At 63.9% G+C, this 23,386-nt stretch carries 17 protein-coding genes and 2 tRNA genes; 2 read left to right on the top strand and 17 right to left on the bottom strand.

What is annotated here, in order from left to right; all coding sequences use genetic code 11:
* Window positions 1-174 precede the first annotated feature (174 nt).
* Window positions 175-762, top strand: coding sequence for a recombinase family protein (locus EJP69_RS07800; RefSeq protein ID WP_126469300.1), 588 nt, complete (start codon window positions 175-177; stop codon window positions 760-762).
* Window positions 763-1,067: 305 nt separating this feature from the next.
* Here EJP69_RS07800 and EJP69_RS07795 read toward each other — a convergent pair whose 3' ends face one another.
* Window positions 1,068-1,328 (bottom strand): helix-turn-helix domain-containing protein, encoded by a 261-nt coding sequence (locus tag EJP69_RS07795; protein ID WP_309938913.1) that lies wholly within the window; start codon window positions 1,326-1,328, stop codon window positions 1,068-1,070.
* 980 nt (window positions 1,329-2,308) lie between these two features.
* On the opposite strand from EJP69_RS07795, the gene EJP69_RS07790 reads away from it, so the two are divergent.
* Window positions 2,309-3,025 carry a hypothetical protein gene (locus EJP69_RS07790; RefSeq protein ID WP_126469299.1) on the top strand — a complete coding sequence of 239 codons (717 nt, stop codon included), beginning with the start codon at window positions 2,309-2,311 and terminating at the stop codon, window positions 3,023-3,025.
* 80 nt (window positions 3,026-3,105) lie between these two features.
* On the opposite strand, the gene EJP69_RS07785 is transcribed toward EJP69_RS07790, so the two are convergent.
* From EJP69_RS07785 to EJP69_RS07710, 16 genes are all read right to left on the bottom strand, one after another.
* Window positions 3,106-4,827, bottom strand: coding sequence for a site-specific integrase (locus EJP69_RS07785; RefSeq protein ID WP_170217066.1), 1,722 nt, complete (start codon window positions 4,825-4,827; stop codon window positions 3,106-3,108).
* Window positions 4,828-4,978: 151 nt separating this feature from the next.
* A tRNA-Phe gene (locus tag EJP69_RS07780) sits at window positions 4,979-5,054 on the bottom strand.
* 21 nt (window positions 5,055-5,075) lie between these two features.
* Entirely contained in the window at window positions 5,076-5,777 is a 702-nt protein-coding gene (locus tag EJP69_RS07775; RefSeq protein ID WP_093207017.1) for a response regulator, read from the bottom strand.
* Window positions 5,778-5,873: 96 nt separating this feature from the next.
* Window positions 5,874-8,207 (bottom strand): sensor histidine kinase, encoded by a 2,334-nt coding sequence (locus EJP69_RS07770; RefSeq protein WP_126469298.1) that lies wholly within the window; start codon window positions 8,205-8,207, stop codon window positions 5,874-5,876.
* Window positions 8,204-8,770, bottom strand: a complete 567-nt coding sequence (locus EJP69_RS07765) for a DUF4390 domain-containing protein (protein WP_176947393.1) — start codon at window positions 8,768-8,770, stop codon at window positions 8,204-8,206. The genes EJP69_RS07770 and EJP69_RS07765 overlap by 4 nt, the downstream gene beginning before the upstream one ends.
* A 58-nt stretch (window positions 8,771-8,828) precedes the next feature.
* Entirely contained in the window at window positions 8,829-10,226 is a 1,398-nt protein-coding gene (gene rsmB, locus EJP69_RS07760) for a 16S rRNA (cytosine(967)-C(5))-methyltransferase RsmB (RefSeq protein WP_176947360.1), read from the bottom strand.
* A 101-nt stretch (window positions 10,227-10,327) separates the two neighbouring features.
* On the bottom strand, window positions 10,328-10,939 hold the full coding sequence (locus EJP69_RS07755; protein WP_093207009.1) for a LemA family protein: 612 nt from the start codon (window positions 10,937-10,939) through the stop codon (window positions 10,328-10,330).
* A gap of 98 nt (window positions 10,940-11,037) precedes the next feature.
* Window positions 11,038-15,273, bottom strand: a complete 4,236-nt coding sequence (gene rpoC, locus EJP69_RS07750) for a DNA-directed RNA polymerase subunit beta' (RefSeq protein WP_093207007.1) — start codon at window positions 15,271-15,273, stop codon at window positions 11,038-11,040.
* 21 nt (window positions 15,274-15,294) lie between these two features.
* On the bottom strand, window positions 15,295-19,419 hold the full coding sequence (gene rpoB, locus EJP69_RS07745; RefSeq protein ID WP_093207004.1) for a DNA-directed RNA polymerase subunit beta: 4,125 nt from the start codon (window positions 19,417-19,419) through the stop codon (window positions 15,295-15,297).
* Window positions 19,420-19,713: 294 nt separating this feature from the next.
* Complete coding sequence (gene rplL / locus EJP69_RS07740; RefSeq protein ID WP_093207002.1) at window positions 19,714-20,091, bottom strand: 50S ribosomal protein L7/L12; 378 nt, start codon at window positions 20,089-20,091, stop codon at window positions 19,714-19,716.
* A 45-nt stretch (window positions 20,092-20,136) separates the two neighbouring features.
* Window positions 20,137-20,670: a 50S ribosomal protein L10 gene (gene rplJ / locus EJP69_RS07735; protein ID WP_019658335.1), complete on the bottom strand. Its 534-nt coding sequence runs from the start codon at window positions 20,668-20,670 to the stop codon at window positions 20,137-20,139.
* A gap of 254 nt (window positions 20,671-20,924) precedes the next feature.
* On the bottom strand, window positions 20,925-21,623 hold the full coding sequence (rplA, locus tag EJP69_RS07730; RefSeq protein WP_093206999.1) for a 50S ribosomal protein L1: 699 nt from the start codon (window positions 21,621-21,623) through the stop codon (window positions 20,925-20,927).
* Window positions 21,624-22,055, bottom strand: a complete 432-nt coding sequence (rplK, locus tag EJP69_RS07725; protein WP_093206996.1) for a 50S ribosomal protein L11 — start codon at window positions 22,053-22,055, stop codon at window positions 21,624-21,626.
* A 137-nt stretch (window positions 22,056-22,192) separates the two neighbouring features.
* A complete protein-coding gene (gene nusG, locus EJP69_RS07720) occupies window positions 22,193-22,804 on the bottom strand; it encodes a transcription termination/antitermination protein NusG (protein ID WP_093206992.1) in 612 nt (203 codons plus the stop codon).
* Window positions 22,805-23,188: a preprotein translocase subunit SecE gene (gene secE / locus EJP69_RS07715; RefSeq protein ID WP_019658339.1), complete on the bottom strand. Its 384-nt coding sequence runs from the start codon at window positions 23,186-23,188 to the stop codon at window positions 22,805-22,807.
* 102 nt (window positions 23,189-23,290) lie between these two features.
* Window positions 23,291-23,366, bottom strand: a tRNA-Trp gene (locus tag EJP69_RS07710).
* Window positions 23,367-23,386: the final 20 nt, after the last annotated feature.

Genomic DNA, 23,386 nt, shown 5'->3' with positions numbered 1-23,386 from the left:
CCCCCAACGATCAAGCCCGATGGTCGCATCGGCTCAGTGCCCTTCGCTAGCGCTCATTCGTCCAAAAACGACCGTATACGGACAGCCGCTTTAGATGTGTCCAAAATCTAGCTTGACACATTAACGGACATACCAGATGATTCGGACACCCTTAACGAACACCTAGGCCCTGCTATGTCTCGTGTCTTTGCGTACTGCCGTGTCTCTACTGCCGATCAAACCACCGACAACCAAGTCCAAGAGATCGGGGCCGCAGGCTTCAACGTTATTGCGTCACGCACCATCGTGGAAACGGTGTCAGGCAGCGTAGCAGCAGCTGAGCGAGCGGGTTTTTGTCAGCTCCTCAACAAGCTGGAGGACGGCGATGTACTGGTGGTCACGAAGCTGGACCGCCTTGGACGGAATGCAATGGATGTACGAGCGACAGTAGAGGGACTGTCAGGAATGGGCGTTCGTGTCCACTGCCTGGCGCTGGGCGGCGTTGATCTGACTAGCCCAGCCGGCAAGATGACCATGGGTGTCATAGCAGCCGTCGCAGAGTTCGAACGTGACCTGCTCGTCGAGCGAACACAGGCTGGACTTGCACGCGCGAAGGCCGAAGGCAAGTCGTTGGGCCGTCCCTCGTCTCTATCAGAGCTTCAGAGCCAGGCTGTGCGCCAGCGAGTCAAGGCCGGGGATTCCGTTGCGGCACTCGCCCGAGAATTTCAAACCAGCAGGCAGACCATCATGCGGGCAAGGGACGCGGCGGAGCCAACATCCTAGAGCCCTCGGCAAGGAATTTTCGGCACGAACAGCGCCAAGGCCTTAGATCGAGCCACAGGCGCTCGCACCGCCCAGCCGACACGAAGTCACACCCAGCTTTAGATCGTGCGCCAAAAAGGCGATAACACGCCTTCCCGGGGCCTTTTGAGCCGCGTATTCCCAAGCTGGCGAGCGCTCTGGCAAAAGAGCCTGACTGGGTAGCGAGAGTCAACGGCTAAGCCGCGCGGACGCCCTCAAAATTTAATACTAAAGGCCTCGGATTCAGGTCGGTCGACCTGTAAGAGAGAAACAGCTGGTGCCTTACGTCATCCGCTCGGCGACAAATGATCGATGGCAGCCACCAGTTCAGAAGGCTTTACACGTAGCGCCGCAGCAATCTGAGCGATGTTGTGGAGTGAGACGTTGCGCTCGCCTCGTTCCACCGAACTGACGTAGTTTGTGTGCAGGTCGGCGTGTTCAGCTACCTGCTCCTGAGTCAATGCGACCTCTTTGCGTCGAAGCCGCATAGCTGCACCAAAAGCCTTTAGCAGAGCTTGCTGAGAGGGTGAGCGCTTCGGACCTTGCACACCCTCAGTGTTCCGGTACTCACACTATAAGTACACACACTATAAGTGTGATTTTGTGGCAGACTTCTTTGTGGTGTAACCCAGTCAACGAGGAAGTAATGACGCTACTCCAACGTTTCCGCTTGGCCCGTGCTCTTCGGCATCTAGGCGCAATTTTCGAGACGCTTTCCAGACTGCCGGGAACGGCAGAGTTGCAGTCGGAGGGCCTGCACGGCCTACCCATGTACGGACAGCTGCAAGCCGGCAAGTGGAAAAACCAGTTGGCCCTTTACGACCGACACCACGTCACCCACGCTCTGCTATGCAATGTCAAACAGGCTAAGCGGCGAGGCGACGCGCAGGCACACAGCGCTCTAATCGCCCTATGGCACGCGCTCGCCGCCGAAGGAGTTGCCTCTTCGTCCACGGATTGGATGCACCTGGAGTTTGGGTTCGAACCGCCTCGAAAGTCGCCCTGGATTACGGCGCGTTATCCGTGATCGTTATCGGCGCTCGATGATCCCGACGGGCACCAGTTCGCGCGCCAGCCGTCTTTCACCCCCTTACTCTGGCCCGCCGTCAACGCTCAACGGCCCAGAGAAAGCCCAGGTAAGCCCCTCCGAATTTGGAGCCTGAGGTCCTGCTCGCACCCCGCTCCGCAGCGGCGTCCGAGCCAAAAAGAGCTCATTCCTGCCCGCGCCAAGGCGCGAAGCAGGAGGATTGCAGGCAACGCCCTGCGAACAGCGGGAGCCCTTGTTCACCCTCGAAACGCCTCGCGGTGGTGACGGGACCACCTAAGTGAACAGACAGCGTTCGCCGCACTCTTCACCGCGACTTGCTCCGCGCGCTCAACTGCCCGCGTACCACTACCTCGGCCTCACAAGGCCCCATGCAGTTGCGGGCAGCCGAACTCTGTCGTTCCGCCGTGACATCAGCACCACTGCCCATTTTTTAGGCACAGATCTGCGCTTTCTGCGCACTTTCATCGGGCTGAACCCCGCATGAATGCTGACTTCCCGGCATTCCCCCTGACTTTAAAAGGAACATGTTTGCAGAATAAAACTGTCACTCGGATTCAATACACCGAGAAACTAGACGCGAGGTCCCTTGCCGTCCTGTCCATCTCGCAGACCAAGGCCGGGAAGGTCCGCTCAGTACGCGAGTACGTGGACCTAAAAACGGGCGAGATCATTCCCGCATCTGAGCTGGATATCCGCCCCCTTGACCTAGCGACCATATTGCCGGCCCGCCTTAAGGCGCTTGACTCCTTGAGGCCCGAGGTTCGCCGGTTTGCGTCCTTTGTTTTAAGGTTTGCCAACCGACGTCGCGGCATTACCCCGGACATCGGCACACTTTGCCGCTGGTATGCCGACCTCAACAACAAGAGATCCAATGACGTGCGGCGGTATATCCCGGCGTTGAAGAGGGCTGGCATCCTTGCCGGTGACACGCTGCTAGGCAGACTGTTCCAACGCACGACTGCGACATCAACCGAAGTCATGAGCGAGGAGGTCGATGCATCGACCAAGTACATGCTCATGCGCATGCATACTCAGGACACGAACCCGATTTCCAGCCAGCAAGGCCACGCGGCACCGTCATGGCTTGTGGCCGAACAGGTAGCCGCGCTAGAAGCCGAGCTACAGGCAGAGGAAGCGGCTTACGCCGCAATACACAAAGCTGCCACGAAGCCGGTACCGTCGCTAGAGACAGCATAGCCAGCCATCTTCCACTCGGGCGAGCAGTCGCACGCCCGGGCTTACCCCCTTTGACCCTGCAATCACTAGCCGGGAAGAAACTAGGCCGAATCAGTCAGAGCATCTACAGATGGGTAACGAGCAATCTCGGTAGCCATGCGCACCAGTGGCATTTGCCCGTAGTCGCGCGCCACCATCCCAGCCCCGGCATGACCAGTGATCGCATCGTGTACGTCTTCAGCGACGCCCACCTCTCGGCATAGCGTCTTGAACGTGTGGCGGAAGCCGTGCGAAGGGCTGACTGAAGTATCCAAACCCACCACCTCACGCAAATATGCTGCCCAGCGCTTGCCGAAGTTCGCGCCGTAAAAACCGGCAGGGCTTGGCTTCAACTTGGGAAACAACTGCCCACCCGTCGGGACACTTTGCGCGTACTCCAGAAAACCTCGCTCCACCAAATCAGGATGCAGCGGAATCATCCGCCGACTCCCTTCTGTCTTCACTCCACGATCTGCGTCATCGTCATCCAGCATCGCAAGAATGCTCAGACAAGGAATCCCCTCGCTGCTGACCAGCACGTCCCTCGCGGCGAGCTGCGCAAGCTCTTCGCGCCGCGCCCCCGTGTAGTACATCAGCAGCGGCATCCAGTACCACGCCCTACCGAAATCCGCGCGAGGCGCAGACCATCCCGCCTCGGTAAAGATCGGGCTCATGAAGATACGCCGCAGTTCATCCTTGGTGTAGTCCCTGCGCCGCCGCGATGCAGCACCGCGACTGCCAGCGGCCTTCGCCGCAGCCCTGCCGATGCCGCCCGCGATGACTGGATTTTCCGCAAGCAACCCCAGCCTTACACCATGACTGAGCACAGCGGACAGAGCACGCAGCTTGTTTCGGATGGTTGGCGCAGAAACCTTGGGCAACCCTTCGGCTTCGGCTTTCGCAATCAATTGCTTTGCCGATAGCTTGCGGATGCCATCGCCCTTTGCGGGCATTTGAGCCAGATAGGCCCGATATTCACGGACCGTCTCGCGGCTGATCTTCTCGATAGGGAGATCGCCACAGAGTTCGATGAACTGCTTGAGCGTTGCTTCGTAGCCGTCCAGCGTCTTGCGTACACCCCGCGTGTCGCCATCGTTGAGCTTCTTGTCGGCGCTGTAGGTCTTGAACAGGTCAAGGAGTTTCGTGTGCTGCTTCGACGCTTTTCGCTTGGCCTCCATCGTCAGCGGCTCATGCGGCAGAACATCGGGTTGGATCGTCCAGTTGCCTTCGTAGCGCTTGAATGCGAGGTCAGATAGCTTGAGCCAGTGCTCACGAAAAGCCGCCTCAAGGCGCGCTCGTCGTTCGGTGTCTGTGGGCAAAGGCACACCACTGGATCGCAGCGTGGCCGCGACATTGCGAGTGACATGAGAAGCGAAGTCCTGCTCTTCCAAGTACCCCTCGTCCAGCGCCTGCCGAGCACTAGCAAGCCGAGTGTGCTCGACGTACTGATCGCCGAGTTCATTGACCCACGTCTCGGCTTCGAACAGCCAATCAACGAAGTTACCCGACGCTTCAAGCTTCTGCGCCTCGGTCCGAAACCATCGCGCGGCCAGCTGCTGGATGTCTCGTTCGCCCAGCGCATTGAGACCGTCTGATTGAGCCCGAGCGAGTGCGAAAGCATCGTCCGATCTCGCCCACTCCTCGGCAAATCTCGTCTTCGCTTCGGACGGATCGCGGGTCTTAAGCGATCTCTTGTACTCGCGGCCGAGCGCAGACCGCAACTCGGGCGGCACCTTGCGGCGCAACTGATAGATCCCAGTCGGGGACTTGAACGGCTGGGCCATGAACGAGCGTCGGCGAACAGTTGATGCGCCGCCGATTCTATGAAGCGTAGATGCCACGGTGTACCTGCTTGGTGTACCAAATCAAGCGGATAGCGAGGCGCCACAAACTGAAAAGCCCCTGATTCCGTTAAGAATCAAGGGCTTAGAAGAGTGGTGGCCTGGGGCGGAATCGAACCACCGACACGCGGATTTTCAATCCGCTGCTCTACCAACTGAGCTACCGGGCCATTGCTGTGTGTAGCCTCGAATTATACAGCGCTTCTTCGCCCTCTTGAAAGATCAACGCCAAGTTGTTTGAGTTTTCTGTAGAGATGGGTGCGCTCGAGGCCGGTTTTCTCGGCGACGCGGGTCATCGAGCCGTTCTCCATCGCGAGGTGGAACTCGAAGTACGCCTTCTCGAATCCGTCGCGCGCGTCGCGCAGCGGGCGGTCGAGGTCGAAGCTCTGGGTCGATTGCGGGCCGGCATCGGCCACGGGCACCGAGGCCAGCGACGCCATCAGCAGGCTGTCGCCCGTCGTCGTGATGGCTGCCGACTGGCTGCCGGTGACCGGCGCGGGCACCACGCCCGCAGCGGCACGGCGTGCGTTCTCGCGGGCCAGGCCCTGCTCCACCGCCTTGAGCAGCTTCTGCATGGTGATGGGCTTTTCGAGGAAGGCGAACGCGCCGATGCGCGTGGCGTCGACCGCGGTGTCGATGGTGGCGTGGCCACTCATCATGATGACGGGCATGGTCAGGAGGCCCGCGGTGGACCACTCCTTGAGCAGCGTGACGCCGTCGGTATCGGGCATCCAGATGTCGAGCAGCACGAGGTCGGGCCGTGCGCGCTGGCGTGCAGCGCGAGCTTCGGCTGCGTTCTCCGCGAGCTCCACGTTGTGGCCTTCGTCATTGAGAATTTCGAAGAGCAGGTCCCGGATGCCCAGCTCGTCATCGACCACGAGAATGTTTGCCATGAGTGATGCTTGTTGTGTGCGCTGGTGTCTGCAATGTTTGTCGAGTCGCTGGCCGATCCGTCGCCTGTGCGACGGACATTCGTTCGTGCGTGCGGCTCAGGCGGCGGAAGACTTCGACGAATCTTCGGTGTGAGCGACCGCTGCCTGCGGCTCGCCTGCCAGCGCGAATGATAGCGAGACTTGTGCCCCCGCTACAGCCCCATCGACGACGCGGTTGGAAAGCTCGATGCGCGCGCCATGCTCGTCGGCGATCTTCTTGACGACCGCCAGCCCTAAACCGGTACCTTTTGTTTTCGTGGTGACGTAGGGCTCGAACGCGCGCTTGAGGATGTTCTCGGCGAAGCCCGGTCCGGTGTCCTGCACGGTCAGTCGCACGCGCTGGCCGGAGTCGCCGAGCCGCGTGCGGATGGTGACCTCGCCGACCTTGCCCGTGCCGCTGGCGGCGGCCTCGGCGGCGTCCTGCGCGTTTTGCAACAGGTTGTGTATGACCTGGCGGATCTGCTGCGCGTCGCCACGGATGGGTGGGCAGCGTTCGTCGAGTTCGGAGCGCAGCGTGATCGGCAGGTTCTCCGCGCTGTAGAGCTGGAGCACGTCGGTCAGCAGCGCGTTCAGGTCCACCGGCTTCAGGTCGGCAGCGGGCAGGCGCGCGTAGTCGCGGAATTCGTTCACCAGCCGCTTCATCGCATCGACCTGGTCGACAATGGTCTTCACCGACTTCACGAGCACGGCCTGCTCGGGCGGCTGGACCTTGCCGGAGAGCTTCATCTCGAGCCGCTCGGCCGAGAGCTGGATCGGCGTGAGCGGATTCTTGATCTCGTGCGCGAGCCGGCGCGCCACTTCGCCCCAGGCCTGCGCGCGCTGGGCCGAGACGATCTCGGAGATGTCGTCGAACACCAGCAGCCGCGCGGCACCGGGCAGTTCGGCACCGCGCGCGACGATGTTGATGGCGCCGTCCTGCTGCGGCAGGTCGGCGCCGGAGGCATGCAGCTCGAAGGCATGCTGCCAGTGGTCGAGGCCGTGCTGCATGCGCTCGACGAGAAAGTCCTCGAACTGCTGCTGCACCTTGGCACCGAACTCCGCCAGCCCAGGCACTTCGACGAGCAGCCGGCCTTCGTAGGCCGCGAGCGGCGCGCGCAGCACGCGGGTCGCGCCCGGATTGGTGGACAGCACGGTGCCCTTGGCATCGAGCACGATCACGCCCGAGGTCAGGTTGTCGAGGATGGTCTGCAGGTTGGCCCGCGCCGCGTCGAGCTGGCCCATGGTCTTCTCGACCGCGCCGCGCGCATCGGCCAGCTGTTGTGTCATGACGGCGAAGGAGCGCGTAAGGCCGCCCAGCTCGTCCTTGCCCTGCAGCACGGCGGTGGGCCGCAGGTCGCCGGCGGCCACCTGCCGCACGCCGTCGGCCAGCACGAGCAGCGGGCGCGCGAGCTGGTTGCCGAAGAGCACGGCCAGCAGCACCGCGCCGAACACGGCGAGGAACAGGCTCAGCGTGAGCGTGCCGATGTACATGCGGCGCAGCCCCTCGCGCGCGATCGCACGCTCCTGGTACTCGCGGTTGGCCTCCTGCACGTCCAGCGCGTTCTTGACCACTGCCGGCGGCAGCGGCCGCGTGACCTGCAGATAGCGCGGAGCGGTGTCGAAGTCGAACCCCGGCCTTTGCACCATGGCGAGCGCACGCACGCTGGCGACCGGCGGAGTGGCGCCCGCCGCGGCGGTTTCGTCCAGCCCCTCGACGTGCGCGACGGCGCGCTCGGGGCGCACCTGGCGAAACTGCTGCACGGTCGGGCGCTCGGGATTGAGCTGGAAGCGCGAGGTGCCGGCACTGGCCACCAGCTGGCCGCTGCCGGTCCAGAGAATGACGTCGCTGGCCTCGAGCTGGTCCCGGATGCGCTCGAGCACCAGGCCCGCGCTGGCGTCGGGCACCTGCGCCAGCTGCGCACTGGCGCTGCGCGTCTTGACGGCAAGATCGTCGGACAGCGAATCGAGCGTGGCACGCCCGAGGTTCAGGCCGGCGTCGAGCGCGCCTTCCACCTTGACGTCGAACCAGCTCTCGATGGAGCGCGCGACGAACTGGTACGACACCACGTAGACCAGCGCCCCCGGCACCACCCCCACCAGCGCGAAGATGGCCGCGAGCTTGATGAGCAGCCGGCTGCCGAACTTGCCCTGTCGCAGGCGCCGCAGCAGGCGGAAGGCCACCCAGCCGATCACCAGCACCAGCAGCACCGCCACCACGACATTGATGCCGAACAGGCGCACGTAGTAGCGCTCGTACAGCGCGCGGTTGTTGGTGGCCTGGGCCAGCAGGAACATCAGCACGAGGCCGATGGCCGTGACCAGCGCGGCTCCGACGCCGATGGCCCAGCGTCGGGCTCGCGCGCGGCTCGCGGCCGACGAGGCCGAAGTGCCGCCGCGCTCCGGAGTGCTCACTTCTGCTTCTCCACCGCGAGACGCGCGGTGCGCTCGACGGCGATGTTCCAGTCGGACTGGCCGACCACGCCGATCTGGAAGGGGCGCGGCAGCTGCGAGGTGTCGAGCCTGAACCGGAACGTGACCTGGTGCTGCGGGTCGTCGCCGATCTCGGCCACGTCGCCCATGCGCAGGCGGCCGACGCGCTTGATGGCATCGAGCGCGTCGCCGAGGGTGTCGAAGTTCTGGTTCAGCGAGATGCCCAGGCCGGCCGCGCCGGTCATCGGCGCCGCCGACACGTTGAGCCGCCAGCGCCGCGTGAGCGGCTGGTAGGCCAGCCGCATGTGGCGCGTGACCTGCGCGACCTTGCGGTCGGTCCAGTACCAGCGCTCCTGGAAAAGTTCGGCCTCGGCCACGAAATAGACGGCGATGCCCTTGTCGAGCACCTCCTCGACCAGCGAGGGCAGCTCGAACTGCACCGCGGCGCTGAAGTAGATGCCGTCGTCGGACTGCTCCAGCCGCATCTGGGTGATCGACGCGCCGTTGCGGCCCTGCGCGGAGACCGGAGCCGGCAGGAAGGCCATCCAAATCGCCCAGATCCAGAGCAGGACGGGCAGCGACAGGATCAGCCGGCGCCGTCGCTCAACGCGGACGCTTTTCAAGCAGGGCGTAGAAGAAGCCGTCGTGGTCACCAGAGGCATTGTCCGGGACGCTGCGGGCATTCGACCCGCTTTGGGGCAGCAAATGGCCCGGCGATGGCAGCAATCGTGCGTCGGTGTTGTGTACAAGAAACGCATCAATTTGTTGCGAACCCTCTTCGCGGAACACGGAGCAAGTGCAGTACAGAAGCCGCCCGCCGGGCCGCACCAGCGGCCACAGGGCCGCCAGAAGCGCGGCCTGCTGGGCGGCGAGCTGGGCGGTGTCGCTTTCGCGGCGCAGCCAGCGCACGTCGGGATGGCGCCGCACGATGCCCGAGGCGGTGCACGGCGCGTCGAGCAGGATGGCGTCGAAGGGCGTGCCGTCCCACCACTGGGCCGGCCGGGCCGCATCGGCGACGAGCACCCTGGCCTGGAGCCCGAGGCGGGCCAGGGTTTCGTCGATGCGGCGGCTGCGCGTTGCATCGACTTCCAGCGCGGTGACGTCGATGGCGCCGGGGCTCGCCATCTCGAGCAGATGGGCGGTCTTGCCGCCGGGAGCGGCGCAGGCGTCGAGCACGCGCAGCGGCGCGGCCGTCTCGCCGGGCTTCGCTGGCTGCAGCAGGCCGTCGAGCAGCAGCGGCGCGGCCATCTGCGCGGCAGCGTCCTGCACCGAGCAAGCGCCATCGGCAAAACCGGGCAGCTGCTGCACGGGGCGGGCGCGTGCCAGTTGCAGGCCGCTGGGCCCCACGCGCGTCGCGCCCAGGCCGACTGCCTCCAGCTCGGCGAGATAGGAAGCAGCGGTCGTCTTGCGTGCATTGACCCGCAGCGTCATCGGCGCCTGCGCGTTGTCGGCAGCGAGCACGCGCTGCCACTCGCGCGGATGGTCGCGCCTGAGGCGCTCGATCCACCAGCGCGGATGGTTCCATTGCGCGACGGGTTCGGTGTCGGTGGCCGCCACGAGTTCGTCGCGCTCGCGCAGGAAGCGCCGCAGGCAGGCATTGATGAAGCTGGCCTGCGCCCGCGTGGCCGGGTTGCGCTTGGCGGCCTCGACGGCCTGGTCGACCAGCGTGAAAGGTTCGTAGGGCGCGTGCGCGGCGTCCCAGGCAAGCGCCAGTGCGGTGCACAGCAGTGCATCGGGCAGGGGCGGCGGGGTGCGCTTGGCCAGGTGGCGGCGCAGGGCCTCGGCGCGGCCGAGCCAGCGCAGCACCTGGAAGCCGAGCGCCTGCACGCCCGGCCGCAGCGCGGGCTCGACGGCCTCGAAGGCCACCGAGCCCGAGGTGCCGGCCCGGATCGACGCCAGCGCCGTCGCAGTCAGCTGCAGCTGGCGCCAGAGCGGAGGTTGTTGCAGCGGCGGCGTATCGCCATGGCCCCTGCGGGAAGGATCGGAAGGTAGTTCTGACAAGTTGGAGGCGATGGTAACGGGCCGGCCAAAGGCCGGACTTCGCGCATGGAAAGAAGAAGAAACGGAGAGAAACGGTGGTCGAAGCGCGCCGCAAGCTCTATTCAGAGCAGCGGAGCTGCCGGACGCAGACGCACGGCCCATGCCACCAGCACCGCCGGAAACTGCGCGATCGCAGCGTTGTATTGCGCCACCGCCAGGTTGAACTGGCTGCGCGCGATCTCGGCCGCGGCCGAGGGCTCGGGCCAGCCGATCGGCTCGGCGGCGCCGGACACCACGGTCGTTGTCGTGCCGGGCTGCAGCGGTACGGGCCGCGACAGCGTGCCGTCGGCATCGAACACCGTCACCTGGTCGGGGTGCTGGCGCTGCCAGGCTCCGATCCAGACCTGCAGCGCGGTGGCCAGCGCGGCCATGCCGCCGACATCGAGCGGTCGCAGCCGGGTCGCTCCCAGCAGCGTGGCGAGCTGCGCGGTTGCAGCCTGCAGCGGCGCGACCGAAGACAGCAGCTCGCCCGTGGGCGCGGCCTCGGGTTGCGGCCCCGCCGCGATGCTGGCCTGCACGAAATCCAGCTGCTTGCCCAGCGCCGCATCGAGCTGGCCATAGGCCTGCAGCACGGCCGCGCGCAGACGCACCAGCCGATTGTAGGCACCGACAAACCAGAACAGCAGGATCGCGATCACGATCCAGCCGGCCATCGATTCGGGCAACAGACTCATCGACCACCAAGCCTCATGGGAACACAAAGAAAAACGCCCCCCAACCGGGGGCGGTCGGGGGGCGTGATGTACCGGTCATGGCCGGTGATGCTAACCAGTTATTCGGTCGCAGCGCCTTCGCTGGCTTCCGTCGTGCTGGCAGCCGCATCGGCTTCACCGGAGCCAGCCAGTTCGGCTGCTTCCGATTCGGCGATGGCGCGGCGCTCGGCCTCGTCCATGGCGTCCTTGACCTTGCGTGCCTGGTGGTACGCCATGCCGGTGCCCGCGGGGATCAGGCGACCGACGATGACGTTTTCCTTCAGGCCGCGCAGCTCGTCGCGCTTGCCCATGATCGCGGCTTCGGTCAGCACGCGCGTCGTTTCCTGGAACGAAGCGGCCGAGATGAACGAGTCGGTCGACAGCGATGCCTTCGTGATACCCAGCAGCAGGTTGGTGAACGTCGCGGGGATCTTGCCTTCGGCGCGCAGGGCGTCGTTGGTGTTGAGCATTTCGCTGCGTTCGACCTGTTCGCCGGAGATGTAGCTCGTGTCGCCGATGTTGTCGACCACGACGCGGCGCAGCATCTGGCGAACGATCACCTCGATGTGCTTGTCGTTGATCTTCACGCCCTGCAGGCGGTACACGTCCTGCACTTCGTCCACGATGTAGCGCGCCAGTTCTTCCGAACCCAGCAGGCGCAGGATGTCCTGCGGGTCCGCCGGGCCGTCGACCACGGATTCGCCCTTGTTCACCACCTGGCCTTCGTGCACCAGGATGTTCTTTTCCTTCGGCACGAGGTCTTCCCAGACCGTGCCTTCCGGATCGGTGATCTGCAGGCGGATCTTGCCCTTCGTTTCCTTGCCGAACGACACGGTACCGGTCATTTCGGCCAGCATGCCCTTGTCCTTCGGCGAACGAGCTTCGAACAGCTCGGCAACGCGCGGCAGACCGCCGGTGATGTCGCGGGTCTTCTGGCCTTCGACCGGAATACGCGCCAGCACTTCGCCGGGGCCCACGTCCTGGCCGTCACGCACCTGCACCAGCGCGCCGATCGGGAAGCCGATCGTCACCGAGTGGTCGGTGCCCGGGATCTTCACTTCGGCGCCGGAGGCGTCGATGAGCTTCACCTGCGGACGAACGACCTTGGCGGCGCCGCGGCGCTTCGGGTCGATCACGACCAGGGTCGACAGACCGGTCACTTCGTCCACCTGCTTGGCGACCGTGAGGCCTTCCTCGACGTTCTCGAACTGCGTCTTGCCGGCGAATTCCGTGATGATCGGGCGGGTCAGCGGGTCCCAGTTGGCCAGGACATGGCCAGCCTTGATCTGCTGGTCGGCCTTGACCGTCAGGGTCGCGCCGTACGGCACCTTGTGGCGCTCGCGCTCGCGGCCATGCTCGTCGTGGATGATGATTTCACCCGAACGCGAGATCACGACCAGCTCGCCCTTGCTGTTGGTCACGTAGCGCATCGTGGCGTTGAAGCCGATCGAGCCGTTCGACTTGGCTTCCACGCTCGAGGCAATGGCGGCGCGCGAAGCGGCACCACCGATGTGGAAGGTACGCATCGTCAGCTGCGTGCCCGGTTCGCCGATGGACTGGGCGGCGATCACACCGACGGCTTCGCCGATGTTGATCAGGCCGCCGCGGCCCAGGTCGCGGCCGTAGCAGGTCGAGCAGATGCCGAAGCGGGTTTCGCAGGTCAGCGCGGTACGCACCTTGACCTCGTCCACGCCCTGCGCCTCGAGCTCCTCGATGGTGTCCTCGTCGAACATCTCGCCGGCCTTCAGCAGCACCGCGCGGTTCTCGGGGTGCAGCACGTCGTCGGCAGCGGTACGGCCGAGGATACGGTCGCGCAGCGATTCGATGACTTCACCGCCTTCGACGATGGCGCGCATCAGGTAGCCGCCGTGCGTGCCGCAGTCCTGCTCGGTGACGACCAGATCCTGCGTCACGTCGACCAGACGACGGGTCAGGTAGCCCGAGTTCGCCGTCTTCAGCGCCGTGTCGGCCAGACCCTTACGGGCACCGTGGGTGGAGATGAAGTACTCCAGCACGTTCAGGCCTTCGCGGAAGTTCGCGGTAATGGGCGTCTCGATGATCGAGCCGTCAGGCTTGGCCATCAGGCCGCGCATGCCGGCCACCTGGCGGATCTGGGCCGCGGAACCGCGGGCACCCGAGTCGGCCATCATGTAGATGGAGTTGAAGGACTCCTGCTCGACTTCCTTGCCGTTGCGGTCGATGACCTTCTGCTTCGACAGCTTGGCCATCATCACCTTCGACACTTCGTCGCCGGCCTTGCCCCAGATGTCCACCACCTTGTTGTAGCGTTCGCCGGAGGTCACGAGACCCGAAACGTACTGCTGCTCGATCTCCTTCACTTCCTTGGCCGAGCGCTCGATGATGCCGTGCTTCTCCGAAGGCACCAGCATGTCGTCGATGGCGATCGAGATGCCGGCCTTGGTCGCCAGGCGGAAGCCGTTCTGCAGCAGCTTGTCTGCGAAGACGACGGTTTCCTTCAGGCCGCACTTGCGGAACGAGACGTTGATGAGCTTGGAGATCTCCTTCTTCTTCAGCGCCTTGTTGATGTTCGAGAACGGCAGGCCCTTCGGCAGGATCTCGGACAGCAGCGCGCGGCCCACGGTGGTATCCACGAGCGAGGTCGACGGCGTGAATTCGCCGGTTTCCTTGTTCTTGGTGTACTCCGTGATACGCACTGCCACCTTGGCGGTGAGTTCGACTTCGTTGGCGTCGAGCGCGCGCTGGACCTCACCGATGTCGGAGAAGACCAGGCCTTCGCCCTTGCCGTTGATGCGGTCGCGGGTCGTGTAGTACAGACCCAGCACCACGTCCTGCGAAGGAACGATCGACGGTTCGCCCGAAGCCGGGAACAGCACGTTGTTGGAGGCCAGCATCAGCGTGCGGGCTTCCATCTGCGCTTCCACCGACAGCGGCACGTGGACGGCCATCTGGTCGCCGTCGAAGTCGGCGTTGAATGCCGCGCAGACGAGCGGGTGCAGCTGGATGGCCTTGCCTTCGATCAGGATCGGCTCGAAGGCCTGGATGCCCAGACGGTGCAGCGTAGGAGCGCGGTTCAGCATGACCGGGTGCTCCTTGATGACCTCTTCCAGGATGTCCCAGACCACCGGCGTGCCCGATTCGACTTCCTTCTTGGCAGCCTTGATCGTGGTCGCGATGCCCATGGCTTCGAGGCGCGAGAAGATGAAGGGCTTGAACAGCTCAAGCGCCATCAGCTTCGGCAGGCCGCACTGGTGCAGCTTGAGCGTCGGGCCCACCACGATGACCGAACGGCCCGAGTAGTCGACGCGCTTGCCCAGCAGGTTCTGGCGGAAGCGACCGCTCTTGCCCTTGATCATGTCGGCCAGCGACTTCAGCGCGCGCTTGTTGGCGCCCGTCATGGCCTTGCCGCGGCGGCCGTTGTCCAGCAGCGAGTCGACGGCTTCCTGCAGCATCCGCTTCTCGTTGCGCGCGATGATTTCCGGAGCCTTCAGCTCCAGCAGGCGGCGCAGACGCGAGTTGCGGTTGATGACGCGGCGGTACAGGTCGTTCAGGTCGGAGGTCGCGAAGCGGCCGCCGTCCAGCGGCACCAGCGGACGCAGGTCCGGCGGCAGCACGGGCAGCACGTCGAGCACCATCCACTCGGGCTTGATGCCCGACTTGCGGAAGGCTTCCAGCACCTTCAGGCGCTTGGAGTTCTTCTTGACCTTGACTTCGGAGCCGGTCAGGTCGCCGCGCAGGCGTTCGATCTCGCTGTCGAGCTCGATGCCTTCCAGCAGGTCCTTGATGCCTTCGGCGCCCATCTTGGCGACGAACTCGTCACCGTATTCCTTGCGCTTCGCATCGTAGTCGTCCTCGGACATGATGCCGAACTTCTTCAGCGGGGTCATGCCGGGGTCGGTGATCACGTAGGCTTCGAAGTACAGCACGCGCTCGATGTCGCGCAGCGTCATGTCGAGCACGAGGCCCAGACGCGACGGCAGCGACTTCAGGAACCAGATGTGTGCGCAGGGCGCGGCCAGGTCGATGTGACCCATGCGCTCGCGACGCACCTTGGTCTGCGTGACTTCGACGCCGCACTTCTCGCAGATCACGCCGCGGTGCTTCAGGCGCTTGTACTTGCCGCACAGGCACTCGTAGTCCTTGATGGGGCCGAAGATCTTCGCGCAGAAGAGACCGTCGCGCTCGGGCTTGAACGTGCGGTAGTTGATCGTCTCGGGCTTCTTCACCTCGCCGAAGGACCACGAACGGATCTTCTCGGGCGAAGCCATGCCGATCTTGATGGCATCGAAATGCTCATCGGGCGTGAATTGCTTGAACAGGTCGAGTAGCGATTTCATAAGACTCTTTCCCTTTTCAAATTAGGAACGCTCGAGCTCGATGTCGAGACCCAGCGAACGGATTTCCTTGACCAGCACGTTGAACGATTCCGGCATGCCGGCTTCGATCGAGTGCTCGCCCTTGACGATGCTTTCGTACACCTTGGTACGGCCTTGCACGTCGTCGGACTTCACGGTCAGCATTTCCTGCAGAACGTAGGAAGCGCCGTAGGCTTCGAGCGCCCACACTTCCATTTCCCCGAAACGCTGGCCGCCGAACTGCGCCTTGCCGCCCAGAGGCTGCTGCGTGACCAGCGAGTACGGGCCGGTCGAGCGGGCGTGCATCTTGTCGTCCACCAGGTGATGCAGCTTCAGGAAGTGCATGTAGCCGACGGTGACGGGACGCTCGAACTGGTCGCCGGTGCGGCCGTCGAACAGGTAGGCCTGCGTGCGGCTGTCGGTCAGGCCCTTGGCCTTGGCGATGTCGTCCGGGTAGGCCAGCTTCAGCATGCCGCGGATTTCCTCTTCCGAGGCACCGTCGAACACCGGCGTCGCGAAGGTCGCGCCGTTCTGCAGGTTGCCTGCCATCTCGAGCAGTTCGGTGTCGCTCAGCGAGGCGATGTCTTCCTTGCGGCCCGAACCGTTGTACAGCTGCTCCATGAACTTGCGCAGCTCGGCCACCTTGGCCTCCTGCTGCAGCAGGTCACCGATGCGCTGGCCCACGCCCTTGCCGGCCCAGCCCAGATGCACTTCGAGAACCTGGCCCACGTTCATCCGCGAGGGCACGCCCAGCGGATTCAGGCAGATGTCGCACGGCGTGCCGTCGGCCATGTGGGGCATGTCTTCGACCGGAACGATCTTCGACACCACGCCCTTGTTGCCGTGGCGGCCGGCCATCTTGTCGCCAGGCTGCAGGCGGCGCTTGACGGCCAGGTACACCTTGACCATCTTGAGCACGCCGGCGGGCAGCTCGTCGCCCTGCGTGAGCTTCTTGCGCTTTTCTTCGAACGCGAGGTCGAAGCTGTGGCGCGTCTGCTCCAGCGAGTTCTTGATCGACTCGAGCTGCGTCGCCACTTCGTCTTCCGCCGGGCGGATGTCGAACCAGTGGAACTTCTCGACCGACGACAGGTAGGCCTTGTCGAGCTTGGTGCCCTTGGCCAGCTTGTTCGGACCGCCGTTGGCGACCTTGCCGGTCAGCAGCTTCTCGATACGGTCGAACGCGTCGGCTTCGACGATGCGAAGCTGGTCGTTCAGGTCGAGGCGGAAGCGCTTCAGCTCGTCGTCGATGATCTGCTGGGCGCGCTTGTCGCGCTGGATGCCTTCGCGGGTGAACACCTGCACGTCGATCACGGTGCCTTGCGAGCCCTGGTCCACGCGCAGCGAGGTGTCCTTCACGTCGGAAGCCTTCTCGCCGAAGATGGCGCGAAGCAGCTTCTCTTCAGGCGTCAGCGTGGTCTCGCCCTTCGGCGTGACCTTGCCCACCAGCGTGTCGCCCGGCTGCACTTCGGCGCCGACATAGATGATGCCGGACTCGTCGAGGCGGTTGAGCTGCTGCTCGGCCAGGTTCGGGATGTCGCGCGTGATTTCTTCGGCGCCCAGCTTCGTGTCGCGAGCCATCACCACCAGTTCCTCGATGTGGATCGAGGTGTAGCGGTCTTCGGCGACAACGCGTTCCGAGATCAGGATCGAGTCTTCGAAGTTGTAGCCGTTCCAGGGCATGAACGCGATCAGCATGTTCTGGCCGAGAGCCAGTTCGCCGAGGTCGGTCGATGCGCCGTCGGCCACCACGTCGCCCTTGGCGATCTTGTCGCCGCGCTTGACGATCGGACGCTGGTGGATGTTGGTGTTCTGGTTCGAACGCTGATACTTGATCAGGTTGTAGATGTCCACACCGACTTCACCGGCAGCCGCTTCGGCGTCGTTCACGCGCACCACGACACGGGTCGCGTCGACGTAGTCGACGATACCGCCGCGGGTGGCCGTGACCACGGTGCCCGAGTCGACCGCGGAAACGCGCTCGATACCGGTACCGACCATCGGCTTTTCGGGACGCAGCACGGGCACGGCCTGACGCTGCATGTTGGCGCCCATCAGCGCGCGGTTCGCGTCGTCGTGCTCGAGGAACGGCACGAGCGATGCGGCCACCGACACGATCTGCGCGGGCGACACGTCCATGTACTGGATGCGCTCGGCACCGACCAGGATCGATTCGCCGGCTTCACGAGCCGAGACCAGGTCGCCGGTCAGCACACCGTCCTTGTCCAGGGCCGCGTTGGCCTGGGCGATGACGTACTTGCCTTCCTCGATGGCCGACAGGTAGTCGATCTCGTTGGTGACCTTGCTGTCGACCACGCGACGGTACGGCGTCTCGATGAAGCCGTATTCGTTCAGGCGGGCGTACAGGGCCAGCGAGTTGATCAGACCGATGTTCGGGCCTTCAGGCGTTTCGATCGGGCACACGCGGCCGTAGTGGGTCACGTGCACGTCGCGCACTTCGAAGCCTGCACGTTCGCGCGTCAGACCGCCCGGGCCAAGGGCCGACACGCGGCGCTTGTGGGTGATTTCGGACAGCGGGTTCGTCTGGTCCATGAACTGCGACAGCTGCGAGGCACCGAAGAATTCCTTCAGCGCGGCCGAGATCGGCTTGCTGTTGATCAGGTCGTGCGGCATCAGCGGCTCTTGCTCCGCCTGGCCCAGACGCTCCTTCACGGCCTTCTCGATACGTGCCAGGCCGGTGCGGTACTGGTTCTCGGCCAGTTCGCCGACGCAACGCACGCGGCGGTTGCCCAGGTGGTCGATGTCGTCGACTTCGCCGTTGCCGTTGCGCAGGTCCACGAGGATCTTGACCACGGCCAGGATGTCCTCGTTGGTCAGCACCATCGGGCCGGTCGATTCGTCGCGGCCGACCTTGGCGTTGAACTTCATGCGGCCGACGCGCGACAGGTCGTACGTGTCCGGGTTGTAGAACAGGCGCTGGAACAGGGCCTGCACGGCGTCTTCCGTCGGCGGCTCGCCGGGGCGCATCATGCGGTAGATGGCCACGCGTGCGGCGAACTCGTCCACGGTTTCGTCGATGCGCAGGGTCTGCGAGATGTACGCGCCCTGGTCGAGTTCGTTCGTGTAGATGACCTGCACGTCCTGCACGCCGGCCGTGCGCAGCTTCTTCAGCAGCGCTTCGGTCAGCTCGTCGTTGGCCTTGGCCAGGATCTCGCCGGAGTCGGCGTCGACGATGTTGCGGGCGATCACGCGGCCGATCAGGAAGTCTTCCGGCACGCTGATGTGCGTGGTGCCGCCCTGCTCGAGCTCACGCGTGTGGCGCGCGGTGACGCGCTTGTCCTTGGCGACCACGACCTTGCCCGACTTGTCGGTGATGTCGAAGCGCGCGACTTCGCCGCGCAGGCGCTCGGAGACGAACTCCATCTGCGCGCCGCTGTCCATCAGGCGGAAGTTGTCGTTCACGAAGAAGTTCGCGAGGATCGATTCCGGGTTCAGGCCGATGGCCTTCAGCAGGATCGTGACCGGCATCTTGCGGCGACGGTCCACGCGGAAGTACAGCATGTCCTTCGGGTCGAACTCGAAGTCGAGCCACGAACCGCGGTAGGGAATCACGCGGGCCGAGAACAGCAGCTTGCCCGAGCTGTGCGTCTTGCCCTTGTCGTGCTCGAAGAACACGCCGGGCGAGCGGTGCAGCTGCGACACGATCACGCGCTCGGTACCGTTGATGATGAACGAACCCTTGTCCGTCATGAGCGGCACTTCGCCCATGTAGACCTCTTGTTCCTTCACTTCCTTGACCACCTTCGACTGCGAGGTCGACGACTCGCGGTCATAGATGATGAGCTGCACCTTGGCGCGCACGGCCGACGCGAAGGTCAGGCCGCGGGTCTGGCATTCGCGCACGTCGAACGCCGGCTTCGCCAGGTTGTACTCGAGGAACTTCATCTCGACGAAACCGTTGTGCGAGACGATCGGGAAGGCGGCGTCGAACGCGGCCTGCAGGCCTTCGACGGTACGTTGTTTCGGCGGGATGCCGGCTTGCAGGAACGCGGTGTACGCGTCTTTCTGCATCTGCAGCAGGTAGGGGATTTCGACGACGCTGTCGCGATTGCCGAAACTTTTTCGGATGCGCTTGCGTTCGGTGTAACTGTACGCGGACGATTGGGCCATGAGAGCTCCGGTGCTTGAGATCTTCAGCGACTTGTCAGCAGTGCCTGGGCACCACTGCTTGGCGGCTGGCCACTACCAGCCGTTGGCGGACAGCGATGCGTTGCACATCGCCCGAACCAAGGGGTCTTCTGCAGTCGGGGTCAGAAGACACTCAAAAAACATCTCGCTCTGGCTTTTCCGGAGCCCTTCGGGTCTCCGGGAAAGCCGGCAACGAGCCGGCTTTTGAGTGCGCTCTGAAAGCGGCAAAGGCTGGAGGGCCTTTGCAGGCACCTCCAGCCCTCCAGGGGGTCTGAATTACTTCAGTTCCACCTTGGCGCCGGCGTCTTCCAGCTTCTTCTTGGCGGCTTCAGCGTCAGCCTTCGACAGGCCTTCCTTGACAGCCTTGGGAGCGGCTTCCACCAGGTCCTTGGCTTCCTTGAGGCCCAGGCCGGTGATTTCGCGCACTGCCTTGATCGCCGAAACCTTGTTCGCGCCGGCATCGACCAGCACGACGTTGAATTCGGTCTTCTCTTCGACTGCAGCAGCAGCGGCACCGCCACCACCAGCAGCCGGAGCGGCCATTGCAGCGGCGCTCACGCCGAACTTCTCTTCGATGGCCTTGACCAGGTCGTTGAGTTCCAGGACCGTCATGCTGTCGAGCGCGGTCAGAAATGCGTCTTTATCGAATGCCATTTTTGTTTCCTAACAATTGGGTTGAATGTTTCAAACGCAGACAGCTCAGGCTGCCTGTGCTTCTGCCGGGGCATCGGCGGGTGCAGCTTCGCCACCACCGCGCTTCTCGGCCAGCGCCGCGAGCACGCGGGCGGTACGAGAGATCGGGGATTGCATCAAGCCCAGCAGTTGCGCCAGCAGCACTTCCTTCGAAGGGATGTTGGCCAGTTGCTTCACGCCCTCGACGTCCAGGGCCTTACCACCGAAAGCGCCACCGCGAATGACCAACTTGTCGTTGGTCTTCGCGAAATCGGCCACCACCTTGGCGGCGGCCACAGCGTCTTCGGAGAAGCCATAGATCAGCGGACCGGTCATCTGGTCGCCGACGACTTCAAACGGGCTACCAGCGACAGCACGGCGGGCCAGGGTGTTCTTCAGAACACTCAGGCTCACACCCTTGCTGCGCGCTTCGTTGCGCAGTTTGGTCATATCGGCCACCGTGATGCCACGGTATTCCGCCATCACGAGCGTTTGAGCTTTTGCGGCGAGGCTGGTCACGTCATTGATGACCGCTTCTTTCTCACTGCGATTCAGACTCAAGGTCTACTCCTTTAAATGCGATCTTCGGCCGGAGCCTGGGATCGCGCTTCATGCAGCGACCAACTGTCAGGAACAAAAAATCGACTTCCTTGATTCCTTGCAGTGGGGTCGCCATCTGCGCTGGATACCGGACAGGGAGGTCCGGCGTTTAAGTGCAGCACCCTGCACACCAGCGGTCTTGGATGGCCCGCGGCAACCGAAGCCGCCGCGACCCACCACATCCGCCCCGCCCTTTCGGGTGAGGCAAATCCTTCTTAGCTCGCCGAGATGGTTTGCGTGTCCACGCGGACACCCAGACCCATGGTCGACGACACAGCCACCTTGCGCAGGTACACGCCCTTGCTGGTCGCGGGCTTGGCCTTGACCAGAGCGTCGATCAGCGCGGCGAGGTTGCCTTGCAGCTTGTCGTTGTCGAACGAGCGACGGCCGATCGTGCCGTGCACGATGCCGGCCTTGTCGACGCGGAATTGGACCTGGCCGGCCTTGGCGTTCTTCACGGCCGTGGCGACGTCCGGGGTCACGGTGCCGACCTTCGGGTTCGGCATCAGGCCGCGGGGACCGAGGATCTGACCGAGCGTACCGACGACGCGCATCGCGTCAGGGGCAGCGATCACGACGTCGAAAGGCATGTCGCCAGCCTTGACCATGGCAGCCAGGTCGTCCATGCCGACGATGTCGGCGCCGGCAGCCTTGGCTTCCTCAGCCTTGGCGCCCTGGGCGAACACGGCGACGCGCTTGGTCTTGCCGGTGCCGTTGGGCAGCACGACGGCGCCACGCACGACCTGATCCGACTTCTTCGCATCGATGCCGAGCTGCACGGCCACGTCGATCGATTCGTCGAACTTGGCGGTAGCGGCTTCCTTGACGATGTTGATCGCGTCAGCCAGCGGGTACAGCTTGGTGCTGTCGACCTTGCCTTCGAGCGACTTCTGCTTCTTGGTGATCTTGGACATTTACACGCCCTCCACATTCACGCCCATCGAACGGGCCGTACCAGCGATGGTGCGAACCGCGGCGTCCATGTCGGCAGCGGTCAGGTCCTTCATCTTGGTCTTTGCGATCTCTTCGAGCTGTGCACGCGTGATCTTGCCGACCTTGTCGGTGTGCGGACGTGCGGAGCCCTTCTCGAGCTTGATGGCCTTCTTGATCAGGACACCGGCCGGCGGCGACTTGATGATGAAGGTGAAGCTCTTGTCGGCGAACGCGGTGATGACCACCGGCAGCGCCAAACCCGGCTCGTAGCTCTGCGTCTGCGCGTTGAACGCCTTGCAGAACTCCATGATATTCAGACCGCGCTGACCGAGTGCGGGACCGATCGGCGGGGACGGGTTGGCCTTACCAGCTGGCACTTGCAGCTTGATGAAGCCGACGATTTTCTTCGCCATGCTTTTTGCTCCTTGCGGGTGATATCGCCTTGGCTTGCGGCCGAGGCTCCCCGGGGTTAAACGACTCTTCGATCAAAGCCGCGCGCCGAGTCGGACAACGCGCAGCCGGGAGTGGCTCGGACCTCTCGGTCCGGGGCTCAGGTCTTTTCGACCTGGCTGAATTCGAGTTCCACAGGCGTCGCGCGGCCGAAGATCATGACCGACACGCTGACCTTGCTCTTCTCGTAGTTGACTTCCTCGACGGTGCCGTTGAAGTCGGTGAACGGACCCTCCTTGACGCGCACGAATTCGCCGACGGTGAATTCGATCTTGTGGCGCGGCTTCTCGGTGCCCTGCTGCATCTGGCTGACGATGTCCTCGACCTCTTTCTGCGAGATCGGAGCCGGACGGTTCTTGGCGCCGCCCACGAAGCCCGTCACCTTGTTGGTGTGCTTCACCAGATGCCAGCTTTCGTCGTCCATGATCATCTCGACCAGCACATAGCCGGGGAAGAAACGACGCTCGGTGGTGCGCTTCTGGCCGTTCTTGATCTCGACCACTTCTTCGGTCGGAACCAGGATGCGGCCGAACTTGTCCTGCATGCCGGCGCGGTTGATGCGCTCGGTGATGTTGCGCTCGACGGCCTTTTCCATGCCCGAATAGGCATGCACCACGTACCAACGCAGATCAGGGTTGGCGGCAGGAGCCAGCACGGAGGTGTTTTCTTCCTCCGGCGCGCTCGGCGTGGTTTCAACTGCGTCGTCGATCATTTATTTTCTCCAGCCCAGAATGAGGTCGAAAAACACCCATTCGAGCGTCTTGTCGGTGAGCCAGAGGAAGACGGACATGATCGCCACGAAGGCGAACACATAAGCCGTCATCTGCATCGCTTCCTTGCGGGTCGGCCAGACAACCTTCCTGACCTCGCGCCACGAATCACGACCGAACGCCCACAACTGGCGACCATTCTCCGAACTGCCGAAGGCAGCCACCGCCGCGGCCAAGCCGACCAGCAACGCAGCCCACTGCACCAGCGAGCCCTGACGCGCCAGCAGATAGAACGCCACGATGGCGCCCACTGCCAACACCACCGCCGCGGCCAGTTTGGCCTTGTCGGCGCCGGTGCTCACGGTTTCGATTTGAGAAGTGGCCATGTTCGGCTGATTTCCTGTGACCCGAAGGCCTTCAATTCAATGCGTCTCTTGAGACGCCGAAGCCCGTCGGGACGCGACGGGCTTTTCGGAGTGCCACCTAAGTGGCAGGGGCAGTAGGAATCGAACCTACAACCTTCGGTTTTGGAGACCGACGCTCTGCCAATTGAGCTATACCCCTCCGGTACTCTTCGCGCTCGG

It is taken from the genome of Variovorax gossypii (assembly GCF_003965815.1).
In the GTDB taxonomy this organism is placed as follows: Bacteria; Pseudomonadota; Gammaproteobacteria; order Burkholderiales; family Burkholderiaceae_C; genus Variovorax; species Variovorax gossypii.
Note: the sequence above shows the minus strand (reverse complement) of the source record. Positions and strands in the feature narration are given on the sequence as shown.